This is a genomic window from Ignatzschineria sp. PL_is040 (assembly GCF_055813795.1).
This window is the reverse complement of record NZ_JBVPGU010000003.1, coordinates 46,380-68,191: the sequence shown is the minus strand read 5'-3', so window position 1 is coordinate 68,191 and position 21,812 is coordinate 46,380. Positions and strand designations below refer to the sequence as shown.

At 41.5% G+C, this 21,812-nt stretch carries 19 protein-coding genes and 1 other RNA gene; 10 read left to right on the top strand and 10 right to left on the bottom strand.

The features are described 5' to 3' along the window. Positions 1 to 2 precede the first annotated feature (2 nt). Positions 3 to 485 carry an FKBP-type peptidyl-prolyl cis-trans isomerase gene (locus AC0SAP_RS05430; RefSeq protein WP_094567631.1) on the bottom strand — a complete coding sequence of 161 codons (483 nt, stop codon included), beginning with the start codon at positions 483 to 485 and terminating at the stop codon, positions 3 to 5. Between the two features lie 144 nt (positions 486 to 629). Between AC0SAP_RS05430 and rpiA the strand changes: the two genes are divergently transcribed. From rpiA to ssrS, 8 genes are all read left to right on the top strand, one after another. Beyond that, complete coding sequence (gene rpiA / locus AC0SAP_RS05425) at positions 630 to 1,295, top strand: ribose-5-phosphate isomerase RpiA (RefSeq protein ID WP_286483055.1); 666 nt, start codon at positions 630 to 632, stop codon at positions 1,293 to 1,295. A 254-nt stretch (positions 1,296 to 1,549) separates the two neighbouring features. Further along, positions 1,550 to 2,176 carry an LPS export ABC transporter periplasmic protein LptC gene (gene lptC, locus AC0SAP_RS05420; protein ID WP_094567633.1) on the top strand — a complete coding sequence of 209 codons (627 nt, stop codon included), beginning with the start codon at positions 1,550 to 1,552 and terminating at the stop codon, positions 2,174 to 2,176. Further along, a complete protein-coding gene (gene lptA, locus AC0SAP_RS05415) occupies positions 2,166 to 2,711 on the top strand; it encodes a lipopolysaccharide transport periplasmic protein LptA (RefSeq protein ID WP_286483053.1) in 546 nt (181 codons plus the stop codon). Before lptC ends, lptA begins: the two co-directional genes overlap by 11 nt. A gap of 102 nt (positions 2,712 to 2,813) precedes the next feature. After that, positions 2,814 to 3,536 carry an LPS export ABC transporter ATP-binding protein gene (lptB, locus tag AC0SAP_RS05410; RefSeq protein WP_286483052.1) on the top strand — a complete coding sequence of 241 codons (723 nt, stop codon included), beginning with the start codon at positions 2,814 to 2,816 and terminating at the stop codon, positions 3,534 to 3,536. A 289-nt stretch (positions 3,537 to 3,825) separates the two neighbouring features. Further along, positions 3,826 to 5,238, top strand: a complete 1,413-nt coding sequence (gene sbcB / locus AC0SAP_RS05405) for an exodeoxyribonuclease I (protein ID WP_473383294.1) — start codon at positions 3,826 to 3,828, stop codon at positions 5,236 to 5,238. Positions 5,239 to 5,289: 51 nt separating this feature from the next. Then, positions 5,290 to 6,147 (top strand): endonuclease/exonuclease/phosphatase family protein, encoded by an 858-nt coding sequence (locus AC0SAP_RS05400; protein ID WP_286483050.1) that lies wholly within the window; start codon positions 5,290 to 5,292, stop codon positions 6,145 to 6,147. Between the two features lie 354 nt (positions 6,148 to 6,501). Further along, on the top strand, positions 6,502 to 7,224 hold the full coding sequence (locus AC0SAP_RS05395) for a ComF family protein (RefSeq protein ID WP_473383293.1): 723 nt from the start codon (positions 6,502 to 6,504) through the stop codon (positions 7,222 to 7,224). Positions 7,225 to 7,263: 39 nt separating this feature from the next. After that, positions 7,264 to 7,458: non-coding RNA, 6S RNA (gene ssrS / locus AC0SAP_RS05390), on the top strand. Between the two features lie 467 nt (positions 7,459 to 7,925). On the opposite strand, the gene AC0SAP_RS05385 is transcribed toward ssrS, so the two are convergent. The 8 genes from AC0SAP_RS05385 to ubiD all read right to left on the bottom strand — a co-directional run bounded on the left by AC0SAP_RS05385 (position 7,926) and on the right by ubiD (position 17,042). After that, positions 7,926 to 8,456: an OmpA family protein gene (locus AC0SAP_RS05385; protein WP_286483048.1), complete on the bottom strand. Its 531-nt coding sequence runs from the start codon at positions 8,454 to 8,456 to the stop codon at positions 7,926 to 7,928. A gap of 267 nt (positions 8,457 to 8,723) precedes the next feature. Then, positions 8,724 to 10,457, bottom strand: coding sequence for a lipid A export permease/ATP-binding protein MsbA (gene msbA / locus AC0SAP_RS05380; protein ID WP_473383291.1), 1,734 nt, complete (start codon positions 10,455 to 10,457; stop codon positions 8,724 to 8,726). A 94-nt stretch (positions 10,458 to 10,551) separates the two neighbouring features. Beyond that, positions 10,552 to 11,064, bottom strand: a complete 513-nt coding sequence (locus tag AC0SAP_RS05375; protein WP_109236471.1) for an OmpA family protein — start codon at positions 11,062 to 11,064, stop codon at positions 10,552 to 10,554. A gap of 47 nt (positions 11,065 to 11,111) precedes the next feature. Continuing rightward, a complete protein-coding gene (gene tolB, locus AC0SAP_RS05370; protein WP_473383290.1) occupies positions 11,112 to 12,380 on the bottom strand; it encodes a Tol-Pal system beta propeller repeat protein TolB in 1,269 nt (422 codons plus the stop codon). A 29-nt stretch (positions 12,381 to 12,409) separates the two neighbouring features. Beyond that, complete coding sequence (locus AC0SAP_RS05365) at positions 12,410 to 12,961, bottom strand: hypoxanthine-guanine phosphoribosyltransferase (protein WP_094567641.1); 552 nt, start codon at positions 12,959 to 12,961, stop codon at positions 12,410 to 12,412. 57 nt (positions 12,962 to 13,018) lie between these two features. Then, positions 13,019 to 14,269: a glutamyl-tRNA reductase gene (gene hemA, locus AC0SAP_RS05360; protein WP_473383289.1), complete on the bottom strand. Its 1,251-nt coding sequence runs from the start codon at positions 14,267 to 14,269 to the stop codon at positions 13,019 to 13,021. Between the two features lie 637 nt (positions 14,270 to 14,906). Continuing rightward, positions 14,907 to 15,470 (bottom strand): Slp family lipoprotein, encoded by a 564-nt coding sequence (locus tag AC0SAP_RS05355; RefSeq protein ID WP_473383287.1) that lies wholly within the window; start codon positions 15,468 to 15,470, stop codon positions 14,907 to 14,909. Between the two features lie 99 nt (positions 15,471 to 15,569). Next, entirely contained in the window at positions 15,570 to 17,042 is a 1,473-nt protein-coding gene (ubiD, locus tag AC0SAP_RS05350; protein ID WP_473383286.1) for a 4-hydroxy-3-polyprenylbenzoate decarboxylase, read from the bottom strand. A gap of 309 nt (positions 17,043 to 17,351) precedes the next feature. On the opposite strand from ubiD, the gene AC0SAP_RS05345 reads away from it, so the two are divergent. Then, the gene (locus AC0SAP_RS05345) at positions 17,352 to 19,043 is read left to right on the top strand and encodes a sulfatase-like hydrolase/transferase (RefSeq protein WP_473383285.1); all 1,692 of its coding nucleotides are present in this window, start codon (positions 17,352 to 17,354) and stop codon (positions 19,041 to 19,043) included. 203 nt (positions 19,044 to 19,246) lie between these two features. Here AC0SAP_RS05345 and AC0SAP_RS05340 read toward each other — a convergent pair whose 3' ends face one another. Continuing rightward, positions 19,247 to 20,590 (bottom strand): MATE family efflux transporter, encoded by a 1,344-nt coding sequence (locus AC0SAP_RS05340; protein ID WP_473383284.1) that lies wholly within the window; start codon positions 20,588 to 20,590, stop codon positions 19,247 to 19,249. A 244-nt stretch (positions 20,591 to 20,834) separates the two neighbouring features. Here AC0SAP_RS05340 and AC0SAP_RS05335 point away from each other — a divergent pair, with 244 nt between their 5' ends. Then, entirely contained in the window at positions 20,835 to 21,761 is a 927-nt protein-coding gene (locus tag AC0SAP_RS05335) for an HAD-IIA family hydrolase (RefSeq protein ID WP_473383282.1), read from the top strand. The last annotated feature ends 51 nt before the right edge of the window (positions 21,762 to 21,812 follow it).

Below are 21,812 nucleotides of genomic sequence, written 5' to 3'. Positions count from 1 at the left end.
AATTAATGATCATGACCATCGGCATGAACGTGACCATGTGCAAGCTCTTGCTCAGTTGCATCACGCAAGCCTACTACCTCAACTTCAAAGTTAAGATTTTTACCTGCTAATGGGTGATTTGCATCCAATTTGATTGTTTCATCAGATACAGCAAGAACTCTAAATGCTTGCATTTGACCATCGGGTGTTGTACCCGTTACTTGCCAGCCCACTTGAACTTCTTCATCTTCAGGGAATGCTGTACGGGGAACTTCAATGATAAAATCATCGTTTGACTCGCCATAGCCTTCAGCTGGAGAAACAGTAAATGAGAGGGTTTGCCCTTCAGTTGCACCTTCTAATGCTTTTTCAAATCCAGGGATCATCATTCCATGCCCTTGAATAAAATCCAAAGCCTCTTGACCTTTATTTGTATCAAGGAGCGCGCCTTGATCATCGGTGAGGGTGTAAATTACGCTAACTACTTTATCTTTTGCTACTGTCATTGAATGTTCCCTTTATCGATTTTACGGGTATAATTAGTCCGTACACTATACAGCAAAGCACGTAGTATATAAACGATTAAATCCTTATAATTTGAGCGTCTAGACTACTTTCCACTTTTATTTCAATTATTGTGACACTTTATTATGAACGCACAACAACAAAAAGAAGCAGTCGCAAAAGCGGCGCTACAATATATCCCTGAAGATCAGATTTTAGGTCTAGGAACAGGCTCTACCGTCGATTGCTTAATTGCTCTTCTCCCAACGCTTCCTTTCAAAATCAAAGGGGTCGCATCGAGTTCAGAGAGAACATCTAAACAGGTAGAAGCGCTAGGTATCCCTATCGTTGATCTTATGAAGATCACAACAATCGATACCTATATCGATGGCGCTGATGAGATTAATCATCATCTAGCGATGATCAAAGGAGGGGGCGGCGCTTTAACACGCGAAAAGATCGTCGCAGCTCATGCTAATCGCTTTGTCTGTATTGCCGACCAATCAAAACTGGTGAAGACTTTGGGTCAATTCCCACTACCGATTGAAGTGATCCCTATGGCGGCTCATTATGTGATACGCAAAATGGAGCAGATGGGGGGAAAAGCAAAGGTTAGAGAAGGTTTTATCACTGACAACCATAATCTTATTGTCGATGTTTCCGGCCTTAAAATCACAAGCCCCATTCAATTAGAAGCATCCATTAATCAAATTACCGGGGTTGTCACAAATGGTCTATTTGCAGCACGCGGTGCGGATATTCTTTTAATGGCAGATGAGGCGCTTAATATTCAGACCATTACTAAAAAATAGTAAGAAGTAGTGGCAAAAAGTAGCAGCAATAAGTAGTAATAAGCAGTAAAAAGACCATTACAGAGAATGACTCACGGTAGAGCAATAGAGTAAAATGGTGAGATAAAATAGTGAGATCATTAAGATGTCCATGAGAAGCCCCATACAAAGGGGCTCTCGATCTCATCTGATCTAACCCCTGATACCAATAATTGATAGATCACATACCCCTTCCCCATAACCTTCCATTCCACCGACCTTTTTAAGGAGCCATTATGACAACTGCAGAGATCTTTAAACGTCTCCTCCAGCTCTTTATATTAGGCATCCTGCTCTATTTTGCTTGGGTCATCTATCAAGATAGTCGTAGCCAAGAGAAAGTGGAGTCAACAGATCCACAACTTTCACTCAATGACTTTGAAGTCTTTCGTTATAACAGAGAAGGGGTTCTTGAGTACCGCCTTATTGGAGAGACACTTGTACATTATGATAATGAGGAGGGAGGGTATTTAACAGATCCTTTCCTAAAGCATTATGACTTAAGCCATGATCAACATGAGACGCAAGAACTTAGCAATCTTGTTGAATGGACCGCCAAAAGTGATTTTGCCCGCTATACACAGGATAAGTCTCTTTTAACATTGATCAAAAATGTCAATCTCCATAAGCCGAACCGAGAAAAACCTCAAGATGATATGGTTATTACAACCGATCTTCTCTATATCCATGATGAGGGGGAGAAAGTAACGACCGATCTCTTTGTGGAACTTGAGATGCCAACGCGACAACTTTCTGGATACGGCTTGATCGGCTATCCTCATAAAGAACTGTTTACACTCCATAGAGATGTAAAATCGACCTATATAACTGAATCTGATACAGGGCAACACGATGAAAAATAATCTCTTACCCTCCCTCTCTCCTCTTTTTAAACAGGGTATCTCTCTTCTTCTCCTCTCTCTCTGCTTCAGCGGTATCGGTAATATTGCATTAGCACTGCCCGAGGATCGTAAATTACCCCTCCATATCGATGCTGATTGGTCTGAATTTCAGAGTAATTCGCCAACCGAACCTACCGGCATCTATCGTGGAAATGTTGTTATGGTCCAGGGTAACCTCACGATCTATGCCGATGAAGCCCACTTCCTTCTCGAAGATGGTGAGTTGGAGTATATTATTGCTACTGGCAATCCTGTAAAGATTAAAGATCTTCCAAAGCCTGATGAACCCTGGGTTTTTGGCGAGGGAAAAACGCTTCGCTACTATCCTAAGCGCGCTATTTTAGAGCTAGAAACCAATGCACAGGTAGAACAGAGCAATGATATCGCAACGGCCAATAAGATTATCTATGATCTCGATACGCGTACAATCAACGCTGAGCGAAGCCCTAAAGAGCGAGTCCACTTTACAATTCAGATGGATAATCGCGATAAATAGTGGCCACATCGCTCTTCTCCCTATCACACTTAGAGAGAGTAAGAGTGATAGAATCAAAATGACTTCTCAAGAATCTCATACCAGTAAAAGGTAAAGCAAACGATGCTACTAACTGCACAAAATCTTATTAAGCGTTTTAAGAATCGTACTGTTGTTAATGGTGCCTCATTCCATATCGAACAGGGCGAAGTTGTAGGACTGTTAGGACCCAATGGTGCCGGAAAAACAACGAGCTTCTATATGACGGTTGGTCTAATCACTCCCGATGAAGGCGAGGTCTTTATCGATGATAATGAGATCACCCAAAGCCCAATGCATATCCGTGCCCAACTCGGCATCGGCTATCTTCCCCAAGAGGCATCGATTTTTAGAAAAATGAGTAGCCGCGATAATATTCTTGCGATCTGTCAAACCCGAAAAGATCTCTCCCCACAAGAGCAACAGACCCTCACAGATGAGCTATTAGAAGATTTCAAGATTACGCATATCGCCAACTCCTTGGGAATCTCGCTCTCAGGAGGAGAACGTCGCCGTGTTGAGATTGCCCGGAGTCTTGCTCTTAATCCTAAATTCCTACTACTCGATGAACCTTTTGCCGGTGTTGATCCCCTTTCAGTATCAGATATTCAATCGATTATCTTACAGCTCTCTAAGCGCAATATTGGTATCTTAATTACCGATCACAATATTCGTGAAACACTCTCGATCTGTGAACGCTCCTATATCTTAAGTGCCGGCACAGTCATTGCAGAAGGTGATACCGAATATCTCCTCAACCATGAGGATGTCCGCCGTGTCTATTTGGGAGAAAACTTCTCTTTATAAACAATTCTCTCAATCTCTCAACTCTCCCAGAATCCTAATATTCTCTCTAGATATGTTCTCTCTAAAGATCTGTTAAAGAGTACATATCAAAAATGTATTTCAAAGAATGAGTTTCAAAGAATGGGTTTCAAAGAAGAGACTTCAAAGAGTGGGAGGCAAAAGAGAGATTAAAACATGAAGAGAGTAAGGGATTCAGCGCTGGCGATCACATTTTGTTATCATGCTCTCTAACCGCCGTGAGGCATAATTTAAATAGCTATTTTAAATAGTAGTGGATAGAGGAGACATCATGAAACCGAGCTTCTTTTTTTATGATCTTGAGACCTTTGGCATTAGCCCTAAAGAGGATCGAATTGCCCAATTTGCCGGCATTAGGACAGATGAAGAGTTCAATATCATTGAGGAGCCGATCAATATCTACTGCCAACCACCGAAGGATTATATTCCTGATCCTAATGCGATTCTTATTACCGGCATCACGCTCGAGGAAGCGCAAGAGAAAGGGATGCCTGAAGCGCAATTTGCAGCTCAAATTGAAGAGGCCTTCTCTAGACCTAATAGCTGTATTTTAGGATATAACAATATCCGCTTTGATGATGAGATGATCCGATATCTCTTCTATCGTAACTTTATCGATCCCTATGCCTATAGCTGGCAAAATGGGAACTCTCGCTGGGATCTACTCGATGTTGTCCGTGCAACTTATACTTTTCGCCCTGAAGGAATAGCGTGGCCACAAGATGAGATGGGAAATATTAGCTTCAAACTAGAAAATCTCTCTAAAGCCAACGATCTACTTCATGAGAAAGCACATGATGCGTTAAGTGATGTCTACGCCACAATCGGTATGGCGAAGCTGATCAAAGAGAAGCAGCCTCGGCTCTTCTCCTACTACTTTAACCATCGACGCGCACGAGATCTGCAACAATTGATCGATCTTCGCTCGCTCAAACCATTACTACACATCTCCGGCATGTTTGGCTTAGAGCGCAATAATATCTCTATGATGGCGCCGATCCTCTTCAGCCCACAAAATCGTAATGAGCTTATCTCTATCGATCTTATGGGAGATGTTGAACCACTTCTTCATCTCTCGGCAGAAGAGGTTCGAGAAAAGCTCTATACTCCTAGTGCGGAACTTCCTGAAGGCGAAGCACGGATACCTCTAAAGGGGATTCATCTTAATCGCTGCCCCATTTTAGCGCCCACTTCTCTACTCTCAACGCTTCCTAAAGAGATCCTCGATCAACAACGATGCCAGAAAAATCATCAACTTATTCTCAACAATCGAGAGCTGATCGAAACAAAATTGATGGAGATCTATCAAACACCCCGTATCTTTGATAATGACCCACATAGTGAGCCGGTCGAAACACTTCTATATCAAGGATTTTTTGAGCGAAAAGATCGGCACCAGATGGATCTTATTCCTAAGATGAGTGGTGAAGAGCTGAAATATCATGAGTTCTATTTTGATGATCCACGTCTCGAGCCTCTACTCTTTATCTACCGTGCTCGCAACTATTTTGAGACACTCTTTGAGGATGAACAAGATGAGTGGCAACGCTATATTCTTCTCAAAAAAGAGTATTACCGCAGTCGCTATCAACCGATCTATAAAGCATTATTGGAAGAAGCGGAAACAGATGAAGATCAAAATAAGATTGCTTTACTTCAATCGATTCAACACTACTACCAATAAGTTACTCTATCGACCCACCTCTCTTAAACCTGATCATAAGCGATAAAATTGATGTCCCCTCTTCTCGATCTCTCTATTGCCTCCTGCAATGTTCAAAATCTCTATGAACACTCCTCTCTGCAGAAGCTCTTCAATTTTATTATTGCACTCGATGATCCTCTCAATCTTCCTGACATCATCGCCCTGCAGGAGATAGGTGCAGAGACAGACGAGCAGAAGGATTACGCTCAAGCTATTGTTGGCGGGCGAATTTGTACAACCGTTAAAAATATGACTGGAGTGAACTACCGCTATTACGATCTTCCCCCTACCAATGAGAGTTCAGGCGGTGCACTTAATTTAAATATTCGCCCTGCATTTCTGATTAAAGATTCAATCACAGTCACAGAACTACAAACATTACCGCCGATGACCTGCTTTTCCGGCGATGAGAGCCGCTTCTTTTCGGCGTCACGCTATCCGCTTGTTCTCACTATCGATTATCAAAAACAGCCTATTACCCTCATTAACTGCCACTTAAAATCACAAAATGCAAAGACCAATCAGGATAAAAAGCGAGCACGAAAGCAGAGAAATGAACAAGCTCGCGCAATTTATAACTTCTATAATAAATTGTTGCCTACCCACTATATTATTCTCTTAGGGGACTTTAACGATACACCCAATAGCCAAACGCTAGAGATTTTACAAGGAGGAGAGCTAATCTCAATCTGGAAAGATTATCCTGGTCGACTCTACACAACAAAGCATCGAAATCGACCTGTTGTACTCGACTATATTTTAGTAGACAAACGCCTTTCATTTCACACACCACAAGCACACCATATCAACACCCCGCTAGAATATACCTTTCGTTATTCCGATCACGACCCTATTAGCGTCAAAATCCCCCTCTCTCAGAGGATCTGATAGTCAGATAGCCCCACCAATTAGTGCTCGAAATGGCGTGTTGAGTTGAGACAAGCAACAATACTCTTTCAACAAACACCATCTTTAATACATCTTTTATATACTTTTATATACTTTCATATACGTCCATATATGTCCATATACGTTCATATAAGCTCATGTAAAAGCTCATATGAACTCAATACAGGTTCAATATGAGCTCATTCAGGATCAGTTCATTCAAGATAAATTCATGCTATATGAGTGCAATATGAGTGCAATATGAGTGCATTGTGAGATATAGAGATTAAAAGAGCGATTAAAAGAGAGTTTAAAAGATCTAGCTCAAAGGAGATAGATAAGGAGAGTGTTACGATGAAAAGAAGATGGGTAATCGATCATACTAAAAATCTTCTTAAGAGTCTTTTTCCCCCTTTCTGTACCCTCTGCCAACAAAAAATTGTGATCGAGGAGTATGAAAATCTCTGCCAGAAGTGTTGCCTCGATATTATTTTAGCGGATCGAAAGTGTATCTTTTGTGATACACCCGGTGCGTTTTTGTGTCATTTATGCAAAAAAGAATCGCCAAATTTACAAAATATCTTTGTCTGTTTCAATTATGAGAGCACTATCCGCAAAATTATTCAGCAATTTAAATACTCCCTACGCCCCTATTTAGCACGAACACTCAACCAACTTATCTGGCAACGATCCCTCAATTTCTTTGCCCAATTACCCATCGATACAACAATTATTCCAATGCCGAGCGGCCGCTTACGTGTCGCTAAAAGAGGGTATAACCCCGTTAGTGAAGTTGCTCGCCATCTCTCACAACGTAGTGAGCTCCCCTACTGTGATAACTACTTAAAAAAACGAGCTTTTTCAATTCCCCAGACAGATCTAAAAAGAGCCGACCGCCTTACCAATCTTCAGAATCACTTTCTTAAAAACCATCAAGTACTCCCACCCTCACAACAGAGATCTCTTCTCATTATTGATGATGTTGTTACAACGGGGCGCTCTTTTAAACAACTCCTTGAAAGTGTGGATAATCCTCATACAGAGGAGCTTTACGGCCTCTTTATTGCCCAATCTTAGGTTGATAATTAATGGTGATTATGTCAAACTGTCGTTGATGCGTTTCTGTTATGTACGAGCGTTTTTATCACCATACACCTCTTGATCCTAATTTTAATACTTTGGATCGCCGATATTAGGGCTCGGTGTGCAAGCTGATTTAGTTCAGAAGCCTAAAGAACCCTGTTAGGTATCCACTTGAACGTACGCGTTCAAGAGTCTTGGTGATTTGCAACCGACTACTACGGAAGCGCATCCTTTTTTTGCCTTAAAAAAGTATCTCTCTAGCGAAGGTTATATAGCATCAATGCTTAAAGTCAGAGCGTATCTATACCTTCCTCTATTAATACCTTATAAATAGAGCTATTGTAGCCGATAGATCGTCAATAATGGCGCTCAGTAAACACATTAGGGATGCTGCTTATAGAACTTCTCAATAACTACTTAACGTAGCGGTTAATAGGACTATTTTGCCTCTCCACTCTTTTATCATTCATCCATATCATCATCTTTCTAGCATGAAGCAGCTGAAAGCTCAATGAGATACCTTTGGATCTGATACCTCTGGATCTACTCAATTCCCTAAACAATAAAAAAGCACCCTATAAAATAGAGTGCTCTGAACATAAGCCTTTACAACCTAATAGATACTAATATTTCTAATAGTTAATACTACTCAAGGTAAAAGAGACTTAGTTACTCAACAATAGAGAAACGTTCAATTAGTTAACGCTTACTTCTCTTACTGCTTCAATTTTAACATCTACACGACGGTTTTTCGCACGGCCTTCAGCTGTTGCGTTATCAAATGTGTAGCTGATACCTTCACCCTTAGCAGTGATGATTGCTGGGTTAACACCTTTCTCAACTAAGTAGTTGCGTACTGCATCTGCACGACGTTGTGAAAGACCAAGGTTGTATTGCTCGCTACCGATTGCGTCAGTGTGGCCTGTAAGAACGATTGATTTTACATCGTTTGCATTCTTAACAAGCTCTGCTGCTACTTTATCAAGTAACTCACGGCCTTGTGGACGAAGTTCTGCTTTATCAAAAGCAAAGAATGTATCTGCTGAGAAAGTTAAATCTTGCACAACAACACCACATCCAGGAACGCCATCTTTAACTAAGACACACTCGCCTTGACGATCTTTTACAAACTCACCTTGTCTATCGATTAACGAATCTGTCGCTGCTACAGCTGTAGAAGTCGCGAATAGACCTGCTAATGCAGCAATAGTTAATTGCTTTTTCATATAAGTCTCCACTTAATTACTAATTATAAAATAAATGTATTACAGACAGTTGTAACAAGTTACCTTCAGATAATACAAACTAACGGTTCAATCATATCTCATTTTTATTAGAATTGATACATATTTGCATCAAAAATCCAAATTTGTGGGATTTTTAATACAAATATCTTTTTTGATACAACCCACAATATCGTTAGAGCGATCGCGAAAGAGATAAATTTTATTTATAAACTTGATAAATTTATAAAATAACAATTACTTTGTAGGTTATTTCTTATCAACTCGATACAATTTTGCGTAGTACCCATCTCTCTCGAGGAGGCTCTGATGCGTTCCTACTTCAACAATTCTGCCTTGATCAAAGACAACAATTTTATCAGCATGCTCAATGGTAGAGAGGCGATGCGCAATAATAATAGTCGTCTTCTCTCGACTAAGCTCTTTCAATGCTTGTTGAATAGCATACTCACTCTCATTATCTAAACTACTAGTTGCTTCATCAAAAATAAGAATAGGAGCATCTTTTAAGATTGCGCGGGCAATTGCAATCCTCTGACGCTGCCCACCTGATAATTTTGCGCCATTTTCACCAATAACAGTCTCATATTTTTCTGGCAACTTTTCAATAAACCCACTCGCATTTGCAAATTGCGCCGCCTTTTCAATCGCGTCTTCTGAAGAGGTCTCATTACCAAAACTGATGTTTTTAGCAATTGTATCGGCAAAAAGGATAACGTGTTGCCCCACATAACCGATCGCTGAACGATAAGCTTCTAGCTCAATCTGATCAATACTTTTTCCATCTAGCGAGATAGAGCCTGATGTGGGGTTATAAAAACGGGAAAGGAGGTTTGCAAAGGTGCTCTTACCACTTCCTGAGGCACCTACAAGCGCGACTGTTTCATAAGGTTGAATCTCTAAGGAGATCTCATTGAGTGCCGCTACATCACTCCCTTCATATTGGAAAGTCACCTCTTTAAATTCGATATGCCCTTTCACTTGGGGAAGCTGAGCACTGCCCTGATCCTTCTCTCCTTCTGCATCTAAAATACTAAAGACCCCTTCTGCACCCGCAGCACCACGTTGTAATGCTTCATTCATGCTCACTAGTCGTTTAATAGGCGTTAACATGCCGACCATTGCCGCTAAAAGAGAGATAAAGCTACCAATGGTTACCTGATCTGCAGATGCTTGATTTGAGGCATACCAAATCACAAATGCGATAAAGATCACCAAAAAGACTTGGGAAACAGGGCTCGCTAGCTGACTTGCAACCAAGCTCTTCATACTCAAATGACGAAGATGCTTATTCACTTGAGAGAAGCGGCCATTCATCTGATCATAAGCGGCAAAAAGCTTGATCTCTTTTTGACCTCGAATCCCCTCTTCCAAAATATGGTTAAACTCCCCCATCTGCCCCTGCATTCTACGAGAGATGCCTCGCAGACGCTTAGAGACATAACGTAATACAAGATAGAGAAATGGTGCCATAAAAAAGACTAATAGCGTAATTTGCCAATTATTGATAAACATTACGGTAATTAAACCGATAATCATTGCACTATCTTTAATGATTGAAACCAGCGTTAAAGAGCTCACTGCCATCAACTGGGCAACATCAAAAGTCAGCTTTGACATAAAATAACCGGTCGAGTGCTTATCATAAGCTGTTTGCGGAAGATGGAGTAATTTATCAAACATCTGTACCCGCAGAGTTGTAATTACTCGCTGAGAGATCCATTGCATACCGAAACTGCCGGCAAAGTTGAGAGCACTCGTTAAGATAAAGGCACCTACAACGAGCCACGGCATCAGCTCAATAAAGAGCCTATTCTTATCCACAAACCCCTCATCTAAAATCGGCTTCAACAACCAAAATAGCCCCGCCTCTGCAAAGCCACCCAATACAACACAGGCCAGTGAAGTGATTAAGATCAGTGGATATTTGAAAGAGTAAGATAAGATCCGTTTATATAAGCCCAAACTCTCTTTTTTAATCACAAAATTTCCTTCTTAAAAGTAGAAAAGCACCTATGCTATTTTTCGCACAGGCGCTCTCTTTATATCGATCCTAATTCGTGATACCGAACCTTGATTAATAGACGATCTCTACACGGCGGTTTTGTGCCCATGCACGCTCATCATATCCTGAGACTGCTGGCATCTCCTTACCGTAACTACGTACTTTAATCTGATTAGGATTTGCTCCCGATTGAAGTAGAAGATCTCTTACGCTCAATGCGCGACGCTCACCTAACCCCATATTATACTCATGAGATCCTCGGTCATCAGTATGCCCTTCCAACCAAACACCACGATTAGGATTTGCTTTTAACTCTTGTCCATGCGCTCGAACAACATCATAAGATTCACGACGTAGACGATCTGAATCGAAATCAAAATAGATAATTCGATCCGCCGTTCCACGCTTACCATAGTCGGCATCATAATAGGTACTTGCAGGCCCTTCACCATAACCATAGCCATAACCTACGCCTCCAGGGCCACCTGTCCCCCCGACACCGCCAGCACCACCGGTAGAGCTACAAGCTGCAACCACAACCCCCAATAGCGCTATGGAGATACCTCTCATCATTAACTTACGCATTTTAAACCCTCTTGAAATCTATGTAGTAGTAAATCTTTTATTGTTATCTATCGAACATTAGGCGACCAGCTTGGCTTGCGAACATCGGTTCCAATTCCATAGAATCGCTGCTCAACATTACCATCTGTCGAGATAATTTTGAGTCCGCCACGGCCATCTGAATAGAGAATCATATGACTATTACCAGAAAAGCTAGGCGCCTCATCCTTACCACCATTTGTTAATCGTTTAACATTACCCGTCGTTAAATCCATCACCGCAATCCCAAAGCCTTGTCCCGGATTACGTTGCATCATCGCTAAATGCTTACCATCTGCTGAAATTGTCGCATTAGCATTATAGTTTCCTGTATTAGAGATGCGTACGGGTGTACCACCATTTTCAGGTATCCTATAAATTTGGGGAGAGCCCCCACGATCAGAGGTAAAGTAGATCATTCTATCTGGACCCCATGCCGGCTCTGTATCGATACTTGGACTATTTGTTAAACGAGTCAAATTACTACCATCAATATTAGCCGTATAGATCTCTGGATTACCATCTCGCGAAAGTGTAAATGCTAGACGTGTACCATCCGGTGACCAAGTCGGAGCTGAGTTAATTCCCGGCTCACTAATCACCACATGACGCTTCCCACTATAGAGGTCTTGCACCATAATCTGGTTACGCTTCTTCTCAAAAGAAGCATAAGCAATCTTACGTCCATCGGGAGACCATGTTGGTGATAAAATCGGCTCATTCGACTCTAAAATCACCTGTGGATAAGCGCCATCGGCATCAGCAACCACAAGAGAGAAGTTACGGTTATTGCGTGAAACATAAGCAACTTTTGAACTAAAGGATCCAGGAACACCCGTAATCGCTTCATAAATAAAATCAGCGACTTTATGTGCTACAGCTCGCTGCCCCTTCTCATCATTCACATATTGAAAATCACGGCTTGCACGAACACTCTTTGTAAAAGTATCGCCAACCTCAACATGCAACATATTTCCTTTCGGTGTTAAGATCGCAATAAAGTTGATGCCGGCTGCGCGCCAAATCCCGCTATCTGCCTGACCAACATTATTGAGCTGTTCCGGCACAGCAAGCCCTACTTTAGGGATAAAGCGTCCAGAACGATGAAGGTCATTGATCACCACCTCTAAAAATTTTTGATTGTTTGTCGCATGATCAACAATCGCAATAGGATAAGCCTGACTTGAGGCCTTAACAATCTCTAACTTCACTTGCGCATGAAGCGGAGCTATAGCCACTAATGAGAAAACCATCAGCAGTAGTAACTGTCGCGCTCTTATAATTAAGTTTTTACTCATCTCACACCTCTGTTATCTCTCTGTTAGCTCTACTCTTTCAGCGCCCAAATACCTGGGAGATTACGCCAATATTCATGATAATCCATACCGCAACCAAAAATATAACGATCGGGGACATCAACACCGATATAATTAACTTTAAAATCTTTCGGTTTACGCTCGTGAACCTTATTCACCAGTGCCGCCGTATAAACTACTTGCGCACCCATATTTTCAATCACAGAAACAATCTCTTTTAGAGTTGTCCCTTCATCAAAAATATCCTCAATTAATAACACAACACGATCTTTCACATCAACGGATGGTTTAACTTTCCACTCAAGTGTTGCGCCTTCAATATCACCGTTATATCTTGTTGCATGAAGATAACCGATTTGAAAGGGAAAATTTAAACGAGTTAAAAGTTGTCCTGCGGGAATAAGGGCCCCATTCATCACCACTAACACTAATGGATCTGAAAGTTCTAAATCATAGGTGATCGCTCGACCCATCGCATCATAAGCGTCCTGAATTTCTGAAGCTAAGATAATCTCTTCCGATTTAGCAATAATATCTTGCGCCTCTTCAAACGTAATTGACATACCAATCCTTGAGTAAATAAAAAATGAATGACGTAATTATACCAAATTACCTCTTTTTTAAATCTTAAATTGTGTTAAAAGCTCGGTAATGGTTGACTCATCCTCAGCCACCTCTAATGACTTGAGATGTTCGATCATCGGATGAAGAAGTCGGTTAGTCAGCTGAGTTGCCATCTTTTCAATTAATTCAGCATCAAATTCATTATCTAATTGATTAAAGAGTCGATGAATTGCTTCATCTCGTTCTCTATTTGCGTAAGTGACTATTGATTGTACAGAGTGACCTATTTCTGCGATTTTATACCATTCACACCAACGTACAAGCCCTTTCTCAATATATTGTTCAGCAAGTATTGCTGCCTCTTCCCTAGCTCGTTGATTACTCTCAACTATCTCGTTAAGATCATCAACTGTATAGAGATAAGTATTGGAAAGTTTATCAATTTCAGGAGAGATATCACGCGGTACTGCCAGATCAATCAACAAAATTGGGCGATTTTTACGCGCTTTCAATGCTGCTTTTGTCATCTCTTTTGTAATTAAAGCCTCTTGTGCCGCCGTTGAAGCAACAACAATATCTGCTGCCGGCAAAAGCTCCGGCAATCGATCTAAACCGTGCGCTTTCGCTTCAACACCAAGCTCGTCTATCATCAGCTCGGCTCTCTCAACACGGCGATTAGCGATCGTAATCTTGCGTACACCTGCTTCAATAAGGTGCCGCGCCACTAACTCTATCGTCTCCCCTGCCCCTACAAGAAGGACATGGTGATGCTCTAATCCATCAAAGATATTTCGCGCTAACTGTACAGCAGAGAAGGCAACAGAAACTGCAAATGCACCAATATTGGTCTCAGTTCGAATCTCTTTTGCCACATTAAAGCTCATCTGTAGAGCTCGCTGAAGATACTTTTTAGCCATCCCATATTTGCTTGCCAAGGTGAGAGCATCTTTTAACTGCCCCATAATTTGAGGCTCACCTAGAATAAGAGATTCTAAACCTGCTGCAACTCGAAAAATATAAGCAGCAGCGTCATCCCCTTCAATTTGATAGAGATGTGATTTTGCTGTTTTAGCATCTAGCTCTGAGTACTTTGCCCAGATCTCACAAAATGCCTCTACCGATATAGAGAGCTGATAAAAATAGAACTCAGTTCGATTGCACGTCGACAACACAACAACTTCACTTGCTAATCGACTACTCTTCGCCATCTCTAAAAATGCCCTAATATTTTCCGGCACTAATGTTGCGCGCTCTCGAATTTCTACCGAAGCAGTCTTATGTCCTATCCCTAATACTAATAAACTCATGAGCTATTAAAATCCAATCTGTCCTCAAATATAATAATCGCCCAAATCATACCAAAATTCAGGAGATTACGCATTGAGATCTACCCTTTATAAATAGCGTCTCTGCTCTTAATCTCTATTTTTTAAAATAATTATTCCGATGTGCAAAGACCCTTCCAAGCCATCTACTGCTCTAATTTCTGCAAGAGTAAGAAAGAACAAAACTCGACAAGTCCAACTGATGCCTTGCGAGTTTTTATAACTAACTTTCTCTTTTTCTGCTCTAGATCAACGTTATCTCATCTGATAACTCTCTAACCTATCTCAACTTACCCTAACTTATCCCAAATTATCCCAATTTATCGATTCAGATCACTCTATCGATCGATTATTTCAAACTATTTGAGATGTTCGAGTTACTAGAGTTACTCGAGTTATTGGCGTTATTGAAGTTATTCGAGTCATTTAAGATTACACCAATCTAATATCGTTCTATCTGTTTCATCTATTCTATCAATCATCCACCAATAGCTATCTCCACAACATATCCCTACAGTGGGGAAATGGGCTTTAATGGTTTGATTCAATTTTTACTGTTTATTTTTACTGTTTACTATTCTATCACTTCAATCGCCTAAATTTTATCACTTAATCAGCCTCAATAGTAATAGGGGGCATAAGGTCCAAATCCAAAACCCCAATTAGGACGATAAAAGCCGAAACCGATTGCGGGGCTATTGAAGAAGGGTTCATCGTAATAGATCTCCCTTTTAGGATCTCGCCAAAACTGATAATCGATGGCATCCATCGTAATCACGCGAACACGCTCACCCGCTAAAGAGATCTCCTCTGCCGATTTAATCACACCTACAGCAGTAAGATAATCACCAGGAGAGTAACCTCGTACAGAGATGCCACCGGGGATATCCACAATCAAACGATTATTATCCATCTCCCCATTTCGAAGAGGATAACCATCTCTATTGAGCTCATAACGGACTAACTCTATACGGGTCCCTAGTGCAGGCTGATTCATTGTAATAATCATCCCACCTAAAATGGCCTCTTTTCCAATCAGATCGCGATCACTCATCATATCCACTTGATAATCACCATAAGCATTAGGATTATTAGTAGAGATATTCCCTCCGCCTAATGAAGCACAACCTACAGCAACAAGAGCCATCACAGAGAGAATGCCCATTTTTAGTAACTTCTTCATCTTCACTCCTTCGCGCCCATGTCCATTTCAATGATCAGAAAGCGCTCCAACAACAATCTATCTCTACTTGATCTCGCCCAAATATTGATGTTCAGATCATCACTCAAAGATCTTAAGCCGATCCCACTTCGCATCAACCTTCGCTACAATTTCAGGATCTTGAACAATGGGGATTCCCCACTCCCTATCAGTCTCCCCTTCCCATTTATTAGTGGCATCGAGCCCCATTTTCGATCCCAATCCAGAAATGGGAGAGGCAAAATCGAGATAATCGATCGGCGTATTATCCACCATAACAGTGTCACGAGATGGATCCATTCGGGTCGTGATCGCCCAGATAACATCTTGCCAATTACGGCAATTGACATCCTCATCCACAATCACAATAAATTTGGTATACATAAATTGACGCAGATAAGACCAGATCCCTAGCATGATCCGTTTTGCATGCCCAGGATACTGCTTTTTAATAGAGACAACTGCCATACGGTAAGAGCAGCCCTCTGGGGGAAGATAGAAATCGACAATCTCTGGAAATTGTTTACGTAAAATAGGGACAAAGACCTCATTGAGTGCAACCCCTAAAACTGCCGGCTCATCGGGTGGTCTTCCTGTATAGGTCGAATGGTAGATCGGGTTGACTCTCGTTGTCATTCTCTCAACAGTAAAAACAGGGAAAAAATCTGTCTCATTATAGTAGCCCGTATGATCTCCATAAGGTCCCTCTTCCGCCATATCATCTGGATAGATATAACCCTCTAAGATAATCTCTGCTGATGCCGGCACAGAGAGTTCAGGGTGAAGTGTTGCACGCGCAATAGAAGTTCTTTTTCCGCGCAAAAGTCCGGCAAAAGCATATTCTGAAAGAGCGTCAGGAACCGGTGTCACCGCGCCTAAAATCGTTGCAGGATCTGCCCCTAAGGCCACGACAACAGGAAAGGGCTTCCCAGGATTTTTGAGCTGAAAATCACGATAATCGAGAGCGCCACCACGATGAGCTAGCCAGCGCATGATCAGTCGATTTTTGCCAATCACCTGTTGCCGATAGATTCCTAAATTTTGTCTTCGTTTCGAGGGACCTTTAGTGATGGTCAATCCCCAAGTGACTAAGGGCGCTGCATCCCCTGGCCAACAGTGCTGAATCGGCATTGCGGTCAGATCGATCTCCTCTTTTTCATAAATGACCTCCTGACAGAGTGGTTTTTTCACCCGCTTAGGACGCATCGACAAGATCTGTTTAAATTGTGGTAGTTTCTGCCAAACATCTTTGAGATTTTCCGGCGCTTCTGGCTCTTTAAGAAAAGCCAAAAACTCTCCAACCTCCCGCAACTTCTCTACCGATTCTTGCCCCATACCAAAAGCAACACGCTCCGGCGTTCCAAAAAGGTTGGTTAAGACAGGCATATCAAAACCCTTAGGATTTTCAAACAGAAGCGCCGGCCCCTCTCTTCTTAAGGTCCGATCACTGATTTCGGTCATCTCTAAGTAGGGATCGATCTCTTCTGTAATTCGCTTAAGCTCACCACGCGCTTCTAAAAAAGCAATAAATTCCCGCAGATCCTGAAATTGCATGCACTATTCCTATTCTTAAGTTATCGATAGAGGTTTCATTTTAACATAGAAGGCGATTATCTCTCGCCACAATCCTCTTAATGCATCTCTAATAAGGGGGTCTCTACTGCAACGCCCTTACTCTATACCTATCTTTGCATTATATCCCTATTTCAAATGATCTTTGTGATCTTTCAATGGATCTTTATAGGGCTCTTTATAAAGATCCACAAAAAACCGTTAAAATCGATCTTCTCATTATTCATCTTGGAAAATGATCGGTATAATGCAAACTTTCCATCCATCCCTGAAACAGGAGCAAGAGCCTCTATGCGCCTTCTGAGTAAAATTATCTTAATTGCCCTCGGCTTTATTTTGATTAACTACCCTTTTATCGAAGGAAAAGCCTACTACTATATCTCAATTGAACGCCCCGATCGGCTCATTCGCCATCTCTTAACGGCCCTCTTTGCGCTGACAATCATTGAGCTCTTTGCTTTTACGAAAATGCGCTATCGCATCCCGCTCTATCTCCTCTTTCTCTTTGGCTCTATGACCTATCTGATCTACTATTTTTCAGCAGGAAGTGAACCAGATTATGAAGATTTTCGTACTTTGATGGATGCTCGCGTCATGATTAAAGATGCTGCTTTAGGCTATCAAGATGCCATATTTATGGCGATTCTCTACCATCTCCCTATCACGATCGGCATCTTTCTCTTTCCGAAGCTCTATATGGGTTGGAAGGGAACAACAACCGCCATCGCACTCTATCTTATCGCGCTTGCCGGCATGTTAATGATCATCTACAACAAAAGTGGGAAAGGAACCAATGGACGCGCTTCCTATATTACACCTGTAGCCCAAGTAGTAACTTTCACCTACCTTAACTATCTGCGTGCAGATGGTGCCAGTTTCGATTTCTATCCCCGAGAAGCACCTACAACAGCTGATCTTACACACCCTAAAGCACGCAACATTATTGTCGTGATGGATGAGTCGATCCGTGGTGATATGGTCTCTCTTGAGAATCACTCCGGCACAACACCCGCGCTGACCACATTTGCGCCAGACACTGTTTATGACTTTGGTCTAATCGCTTCCTTTTCAAACTGTAGCGATACCTCCAATCTTGCCGCCCGAAAACTTCCCCGTCTCAATAAAGAGCCGAGTGATCTCTTTTTAGATAATACGACCATTTGGGATCTTGCTGAAATTGCCGGCTTTAAGCCTTATGTTATCGATGCACAACATAATGCCTCTGGACATAACTTTTATACCGATAAAGAGCTAGAGAATGTCGTTAATATTCCTGCATCTCAATTGAAAAACGATGGGGAAGTGATCGATATCATTGCTGATATCTTTGCAGAGAGCGAAACACCGACCTTTATTTATGCCGGACTTAAAGGCTCACACTTTCCTTTTCAAAACACTGGTTTTCCAACACCCTTTGAGCCGGCAATGAAGAATACTGTGCTTGCCGATGCTACCTCCGAGGAAGCTCTCAACTCTTACAAAAATCTTATTTTGGCAAATACAAATCAGTTTTTTGTAAAGCTAAAAGCACTGCTCGAAACATACCCCGATACCATTGTGATCTACACTTCTGATCATGGACAAGATCTCTCCGACCCTAAAAATAAGAAGACCCATTGCGATGCAAAAACAACCTCAATGGAGGAAGGAATCGTTCCACTACTCCTCTTTGCTGATCAATCTGTCATAGAGAGCCCTTTTATTGAGCAATTTAAGGAGAACCCCGGTATTACCAATCAGATGATTATTGCACCGATGGTGATGGATTTTATGGGATATCAGCCTGCCTTTATCGAACAATTTACAGAGTATCCAACACTACTCAACCGCAAAGGAAAAGAGATCGGCTTTATCTATAAACGGCCGATCCCCCACTTTAGAAGTGAGATTGAACGCTTCGATATTACGCCGGAAGATCTCCAATATTTCCGAGAGCATGGGCGATCTGATAAGCAGCTAGAATATAACTTCTTTGCAGATTAAAAATAGGGAGCTATAAAACGATCTATCAAAGAAATCAGTCAAAATGAAGCCAATGTAATTCATCATACAACTCATCATACAATTCATAATAGAATTAGAATTTGTAAGATATGATGCGTTACATTGGCTTTTTGGTAGCTATCAATAGCTATTGATCGCTAAATTCAACAATAAAACTTCCTACAGAGAATAGCTCTCTTTCGCTACCCTCCTAGCTCATCTTCAAACTCTTCATCCGTTATTCGTTGATAGCGACGATAAAACATAATACTGACAGGAATTGCCAAAATGACTGTAGCGATAGGCATCGTTAACCAGACGCCATCTAATCCCCAATATTTTGGAAGAATATAAAGAAATGGAACTTGGAGTAGCAAGTTCCCAATGGAGATAACTAGCGCCTTCTGCCCTTCACCAATTGCTTGGAAAAACATTGTTGCTGTCACAAAAAGCCCATCTAAAAAGAGGACGGCAAGATGCAATCTTAAAGCATAAGCTGTCACCTCTGTCAATTGTGGGTCATCGGTAAACCAGCTTGTAAAAAAGTGGGGAAAAATAAGCAAAAATGCGGTGATAATAATCCCAATACCTAAACCCACATAGATCATTAATCTTGTAACATAGCGGGTCGACATTACCCGCTCTTCTCCATAAAATCGACTAATTAAGGGTTGGGCTCCATTGGCAACTCCCTCAACAGCAAAATAGTAGATTGTCAAAAGATAGCCAGCAATCGTATAGGCAGAAACAGCCACAGTGCCACCATAAAGAACTAAGGCTTTATGGTGCAACGTCATAATAAAGCCGATATAGATAAAGGTGAAAAAGGCGGAGCTACCTGTTAAAAGGATGCGCCCTAATAATTTAAAATCGGGCTTAAAATCAGAAAGGCATAATCTCTCTTCACTCTGCTTTAAAATATAGTAGCCCCCTAAAGTCATCGCCACTAATTCCCCACCAATACTCGCTAAAGCAGCACCTACAATGCCGATTTTAAAGTAGGAGATAAGAAGAAAAGAGAGAAGAATATTGACGGCCACCCCAGCTGCAATATAACCCGTTGCTCGTAGAGGAGTTCCCACGTTTCGAACAATAAAGGGCATCGCTAAACTACCGATAACAAAAGGCGCCGCAAAAGAGAAGGTACGAATAAAGAGGATCGACATCTCTGCCGTATCTCCAGAAACACCTAACACACTCACTAGCCAAGGAGCCAGCGTATAGAGCGTCACCCCAATTAAGATGCCGGGAACAAGTTGTAGAAAGAGAGCCTGCCCCAATATTTTCCGGGCTTTTTGATCCTCCTCTTCCCCCTTGGCAATAGAGTAGAGGCTTCCGATCCCGACCCCAACTAAAAAACCAAACCCCAAGAGGAGAGTAATATACGACCAACCAATATTGACAGCAGCTAACCCATCAACACCGATAAAATGTCCTACAAAGAAACCATCAACTATCTGATAAGTTCCACTAATAAACATCGCAAGCACAGTAGGAATCACATAACTTGCAAAAAGTTTAATTACAAGAAGATTATAACGGCGCACAAAAACCTCAAGGTAGCTGATAATAGCTCTAGTTTACTCTGCTTTTTGAAAAAAATGATAGTGAAAAATAAAATATAGATAAAATAGAGATTAATTATTATTTTAGAACTTTTTCTACCCGATATAATCCCTCATAATTCTCTACCAACAGCCTTAAGTAACATGTTAAAACATTGCCATAAAGGTATGATATGGTAGAGCTCTAATTTTTTGACAACCCGACTTCTTGCAATAAAGGTGTAAAATGCTTGATTTTGATAAAGTTTGGTCACTCTATGATACTCATTACAATCATGACCGACTCTTTCCTGAAAGTGATGCTCCCATCAAAGCAGCGGAGCAAATCGACTCCCTTCTTGCGATCAAGGAGCAGTTTGATATCTTGTTACTCGATGGCTTTGGGGTACTCAACGTGGGAGGCACTGCCGTTCCTCACATGCCCGATACTATCAAGGCCTTACAGAGTGAAGGAAAAGAGGCTTTTATCCTCACAAATGGTGCATCTTATCCCACCGACGTGCGAGCTAAAATGTATCCCCCTTTAGGATATGATATTCCGGCATCCCACATTATCTCCTCTCGAGATGCTGTAGAGCTTGAACTTCCCCACTTTGAATTAACACGTGCCGGTGGCACTTGGGGTGTGATTGTGGGCGATGGCGCTTTTATTGAGCGAATGCCGGCAAATACTGTACTTCTCTCAAAAGAGAATATCGATCGTGTGGATGGCTTTATCTTTCTTGCAACGAGCTATTGGAATCAAAAATGGCAAGATCTTCTCACGATCTCTCTCATTAAGCGTCGCCGTCCAGTGATCATTGGAAACCCTGATATTAGCGCACCGCTAGAGACCTCATTTTCAGTGGAGCCGGGTTATTATGCAATTGAACTTCTTAAGATGATCCCTGACCTTGAGATCACCTATTGTGGTAAACCGTTCCAGAATAGCTATAGAGCCGCTTTTAATAAAATTGAAGAGGTGGTTGGAGCGTTTGAGCCAAATCGCGTCTTAATGGTGGGAGATACACTCCATACCGATATCTTAGGTGGAAATGAAGCAGGCTGTAAAACCCTGCTCAAAGCAGATTGGGGCTTTCTTCGAGGGCGTGATCCAAAACCCTATATTGAAGCATCCAAAATTTATCCCGATTTCATCATCAAAAATAGATAATCGAAAGAAAAAGGCTTCTCGATTTAAATATCGGGAAGCCCTTTAAAATCT

Excerpts from the sequence above, each read along its gene's own strand:
- AC0SAP_RS05430 (WP_094567631.1), bottom strand. The coding sequence starts at position 485 with ATGACAGTAGCAAAAGATAAAGTAGTTAGCGTAATTTACACCCTCACC.
- rpiA (WP_286483055.1), top strand. The coding sequence starts at position 630 with ATGAACGCACAACAACAAAAAGAAGCAGTCGCAAAAGCGGCGCTACAA.
- lptC (WP_094567633.1), top strand. The coding sequence starts at position 1,550 with ATGACAACTGCAGAGATCTTTAAACGTCTCCTCCAGCTCTTTATATTA.
- lptA (WP_286483053.1), top strand. The coding sequence starts at position 2,166 with ATGAAAAATAATCTCTTACCCTCCCTCTCTCCTCTTTTTAAACAGGGT.
- lptB (WP_286483052.1), top strand. The coding sequence starts at position 2,814 with ATGCTACTAACTGCACAAAATCTTATTAAGCGTTTTAAGAATCGTACT.
- sbcB (WP_473383294.1), top strand. The coding sequence starts at position 3,826 with ATGAAACCGAGCTTCTTTTTTTATGATCTTGAGACCTTTGGCATTAGC.
- AC0SAP_RS05400 (WP_286483050.1), top strand. The coding sequence starts at position 5,290 with ATGTCCCCTCTTCTCGATCTCTCTATTGCCTCCTGCAATGTTCAAAAT.
- AC0SAP_RS05395 (WP_473383293.1), top strand. The coding sequence starts at position 6,502 with ATGAAAAGAAGATGGGTAATCGATCATACTAAAAATCTTCTTAAGAGT.
- AC0SAP_RS05385 (WP_286483048.1), bottom strand. The coding sequence starts at position 8,456 with ATGAAAAAGCAATTAACTATTGCTGCATTAGCAGGTCTATTCGCGACT.
- AC0SAP_RS05375 (WP_109236471.1), bottom strand. The coding sequence starts at position 11,064 with ATGCGTAAGTTAATGATGAGAGGTATCTCCATAGCGCTATTGGGGGTT.
- tolB (WP_473383290.1), bottom strand. The coding sequence starts at position 12,380 with ATGAGTAAAAACTTAATTATAAGAGCGCGACAGTTACTACTGCTGATG.
- AC0SAP_RS05365 (WP_094567641.1), bottom strand. The coding sequence starts at position 12,961 with ATGTCAATTACGTTTGAAGAGGCGCAAGATATTATTGCTAAATCGGAA.
- hemA (WP_473383289.1), bottom strand. The coding sequence starts at position 14,269 with ATGAGTTTATTAGTATTAGGGATAGGACATAAGACTGCTTCGGTAGAA.
- AC0SAP_RS05355 (WP_473383287.1), bottom strand. The coding sequence starts at position 15,470 with ATGAAGAAGTTACTAAAAATGGGCATTCTCTCTGTGATGGCTCTTGTT.
- ubiD (WP_473383286.1), bottom strand. The coding sequence starts at position 17,042 with ATGCAATTTCAGGATCTGCGGGAATTTATTGCTTTTTTAGAAGCGCGT.
- AC0SAP_RS05345 (WP_473383285.1), top strand. The coding sequence starts at position 17,352 with ATGCGCCTTCTGAGTAAAATTATCTTAATTGCCCTCGGCTTTATTTTG.
- AC0SAP_RS05335 (WP_473383282.1), top strand. The coding sequence starts at position 20,835 with ATGCTTGATTTTGATAAAGTTTGGTCACTCTATGATACTCATTACAAT.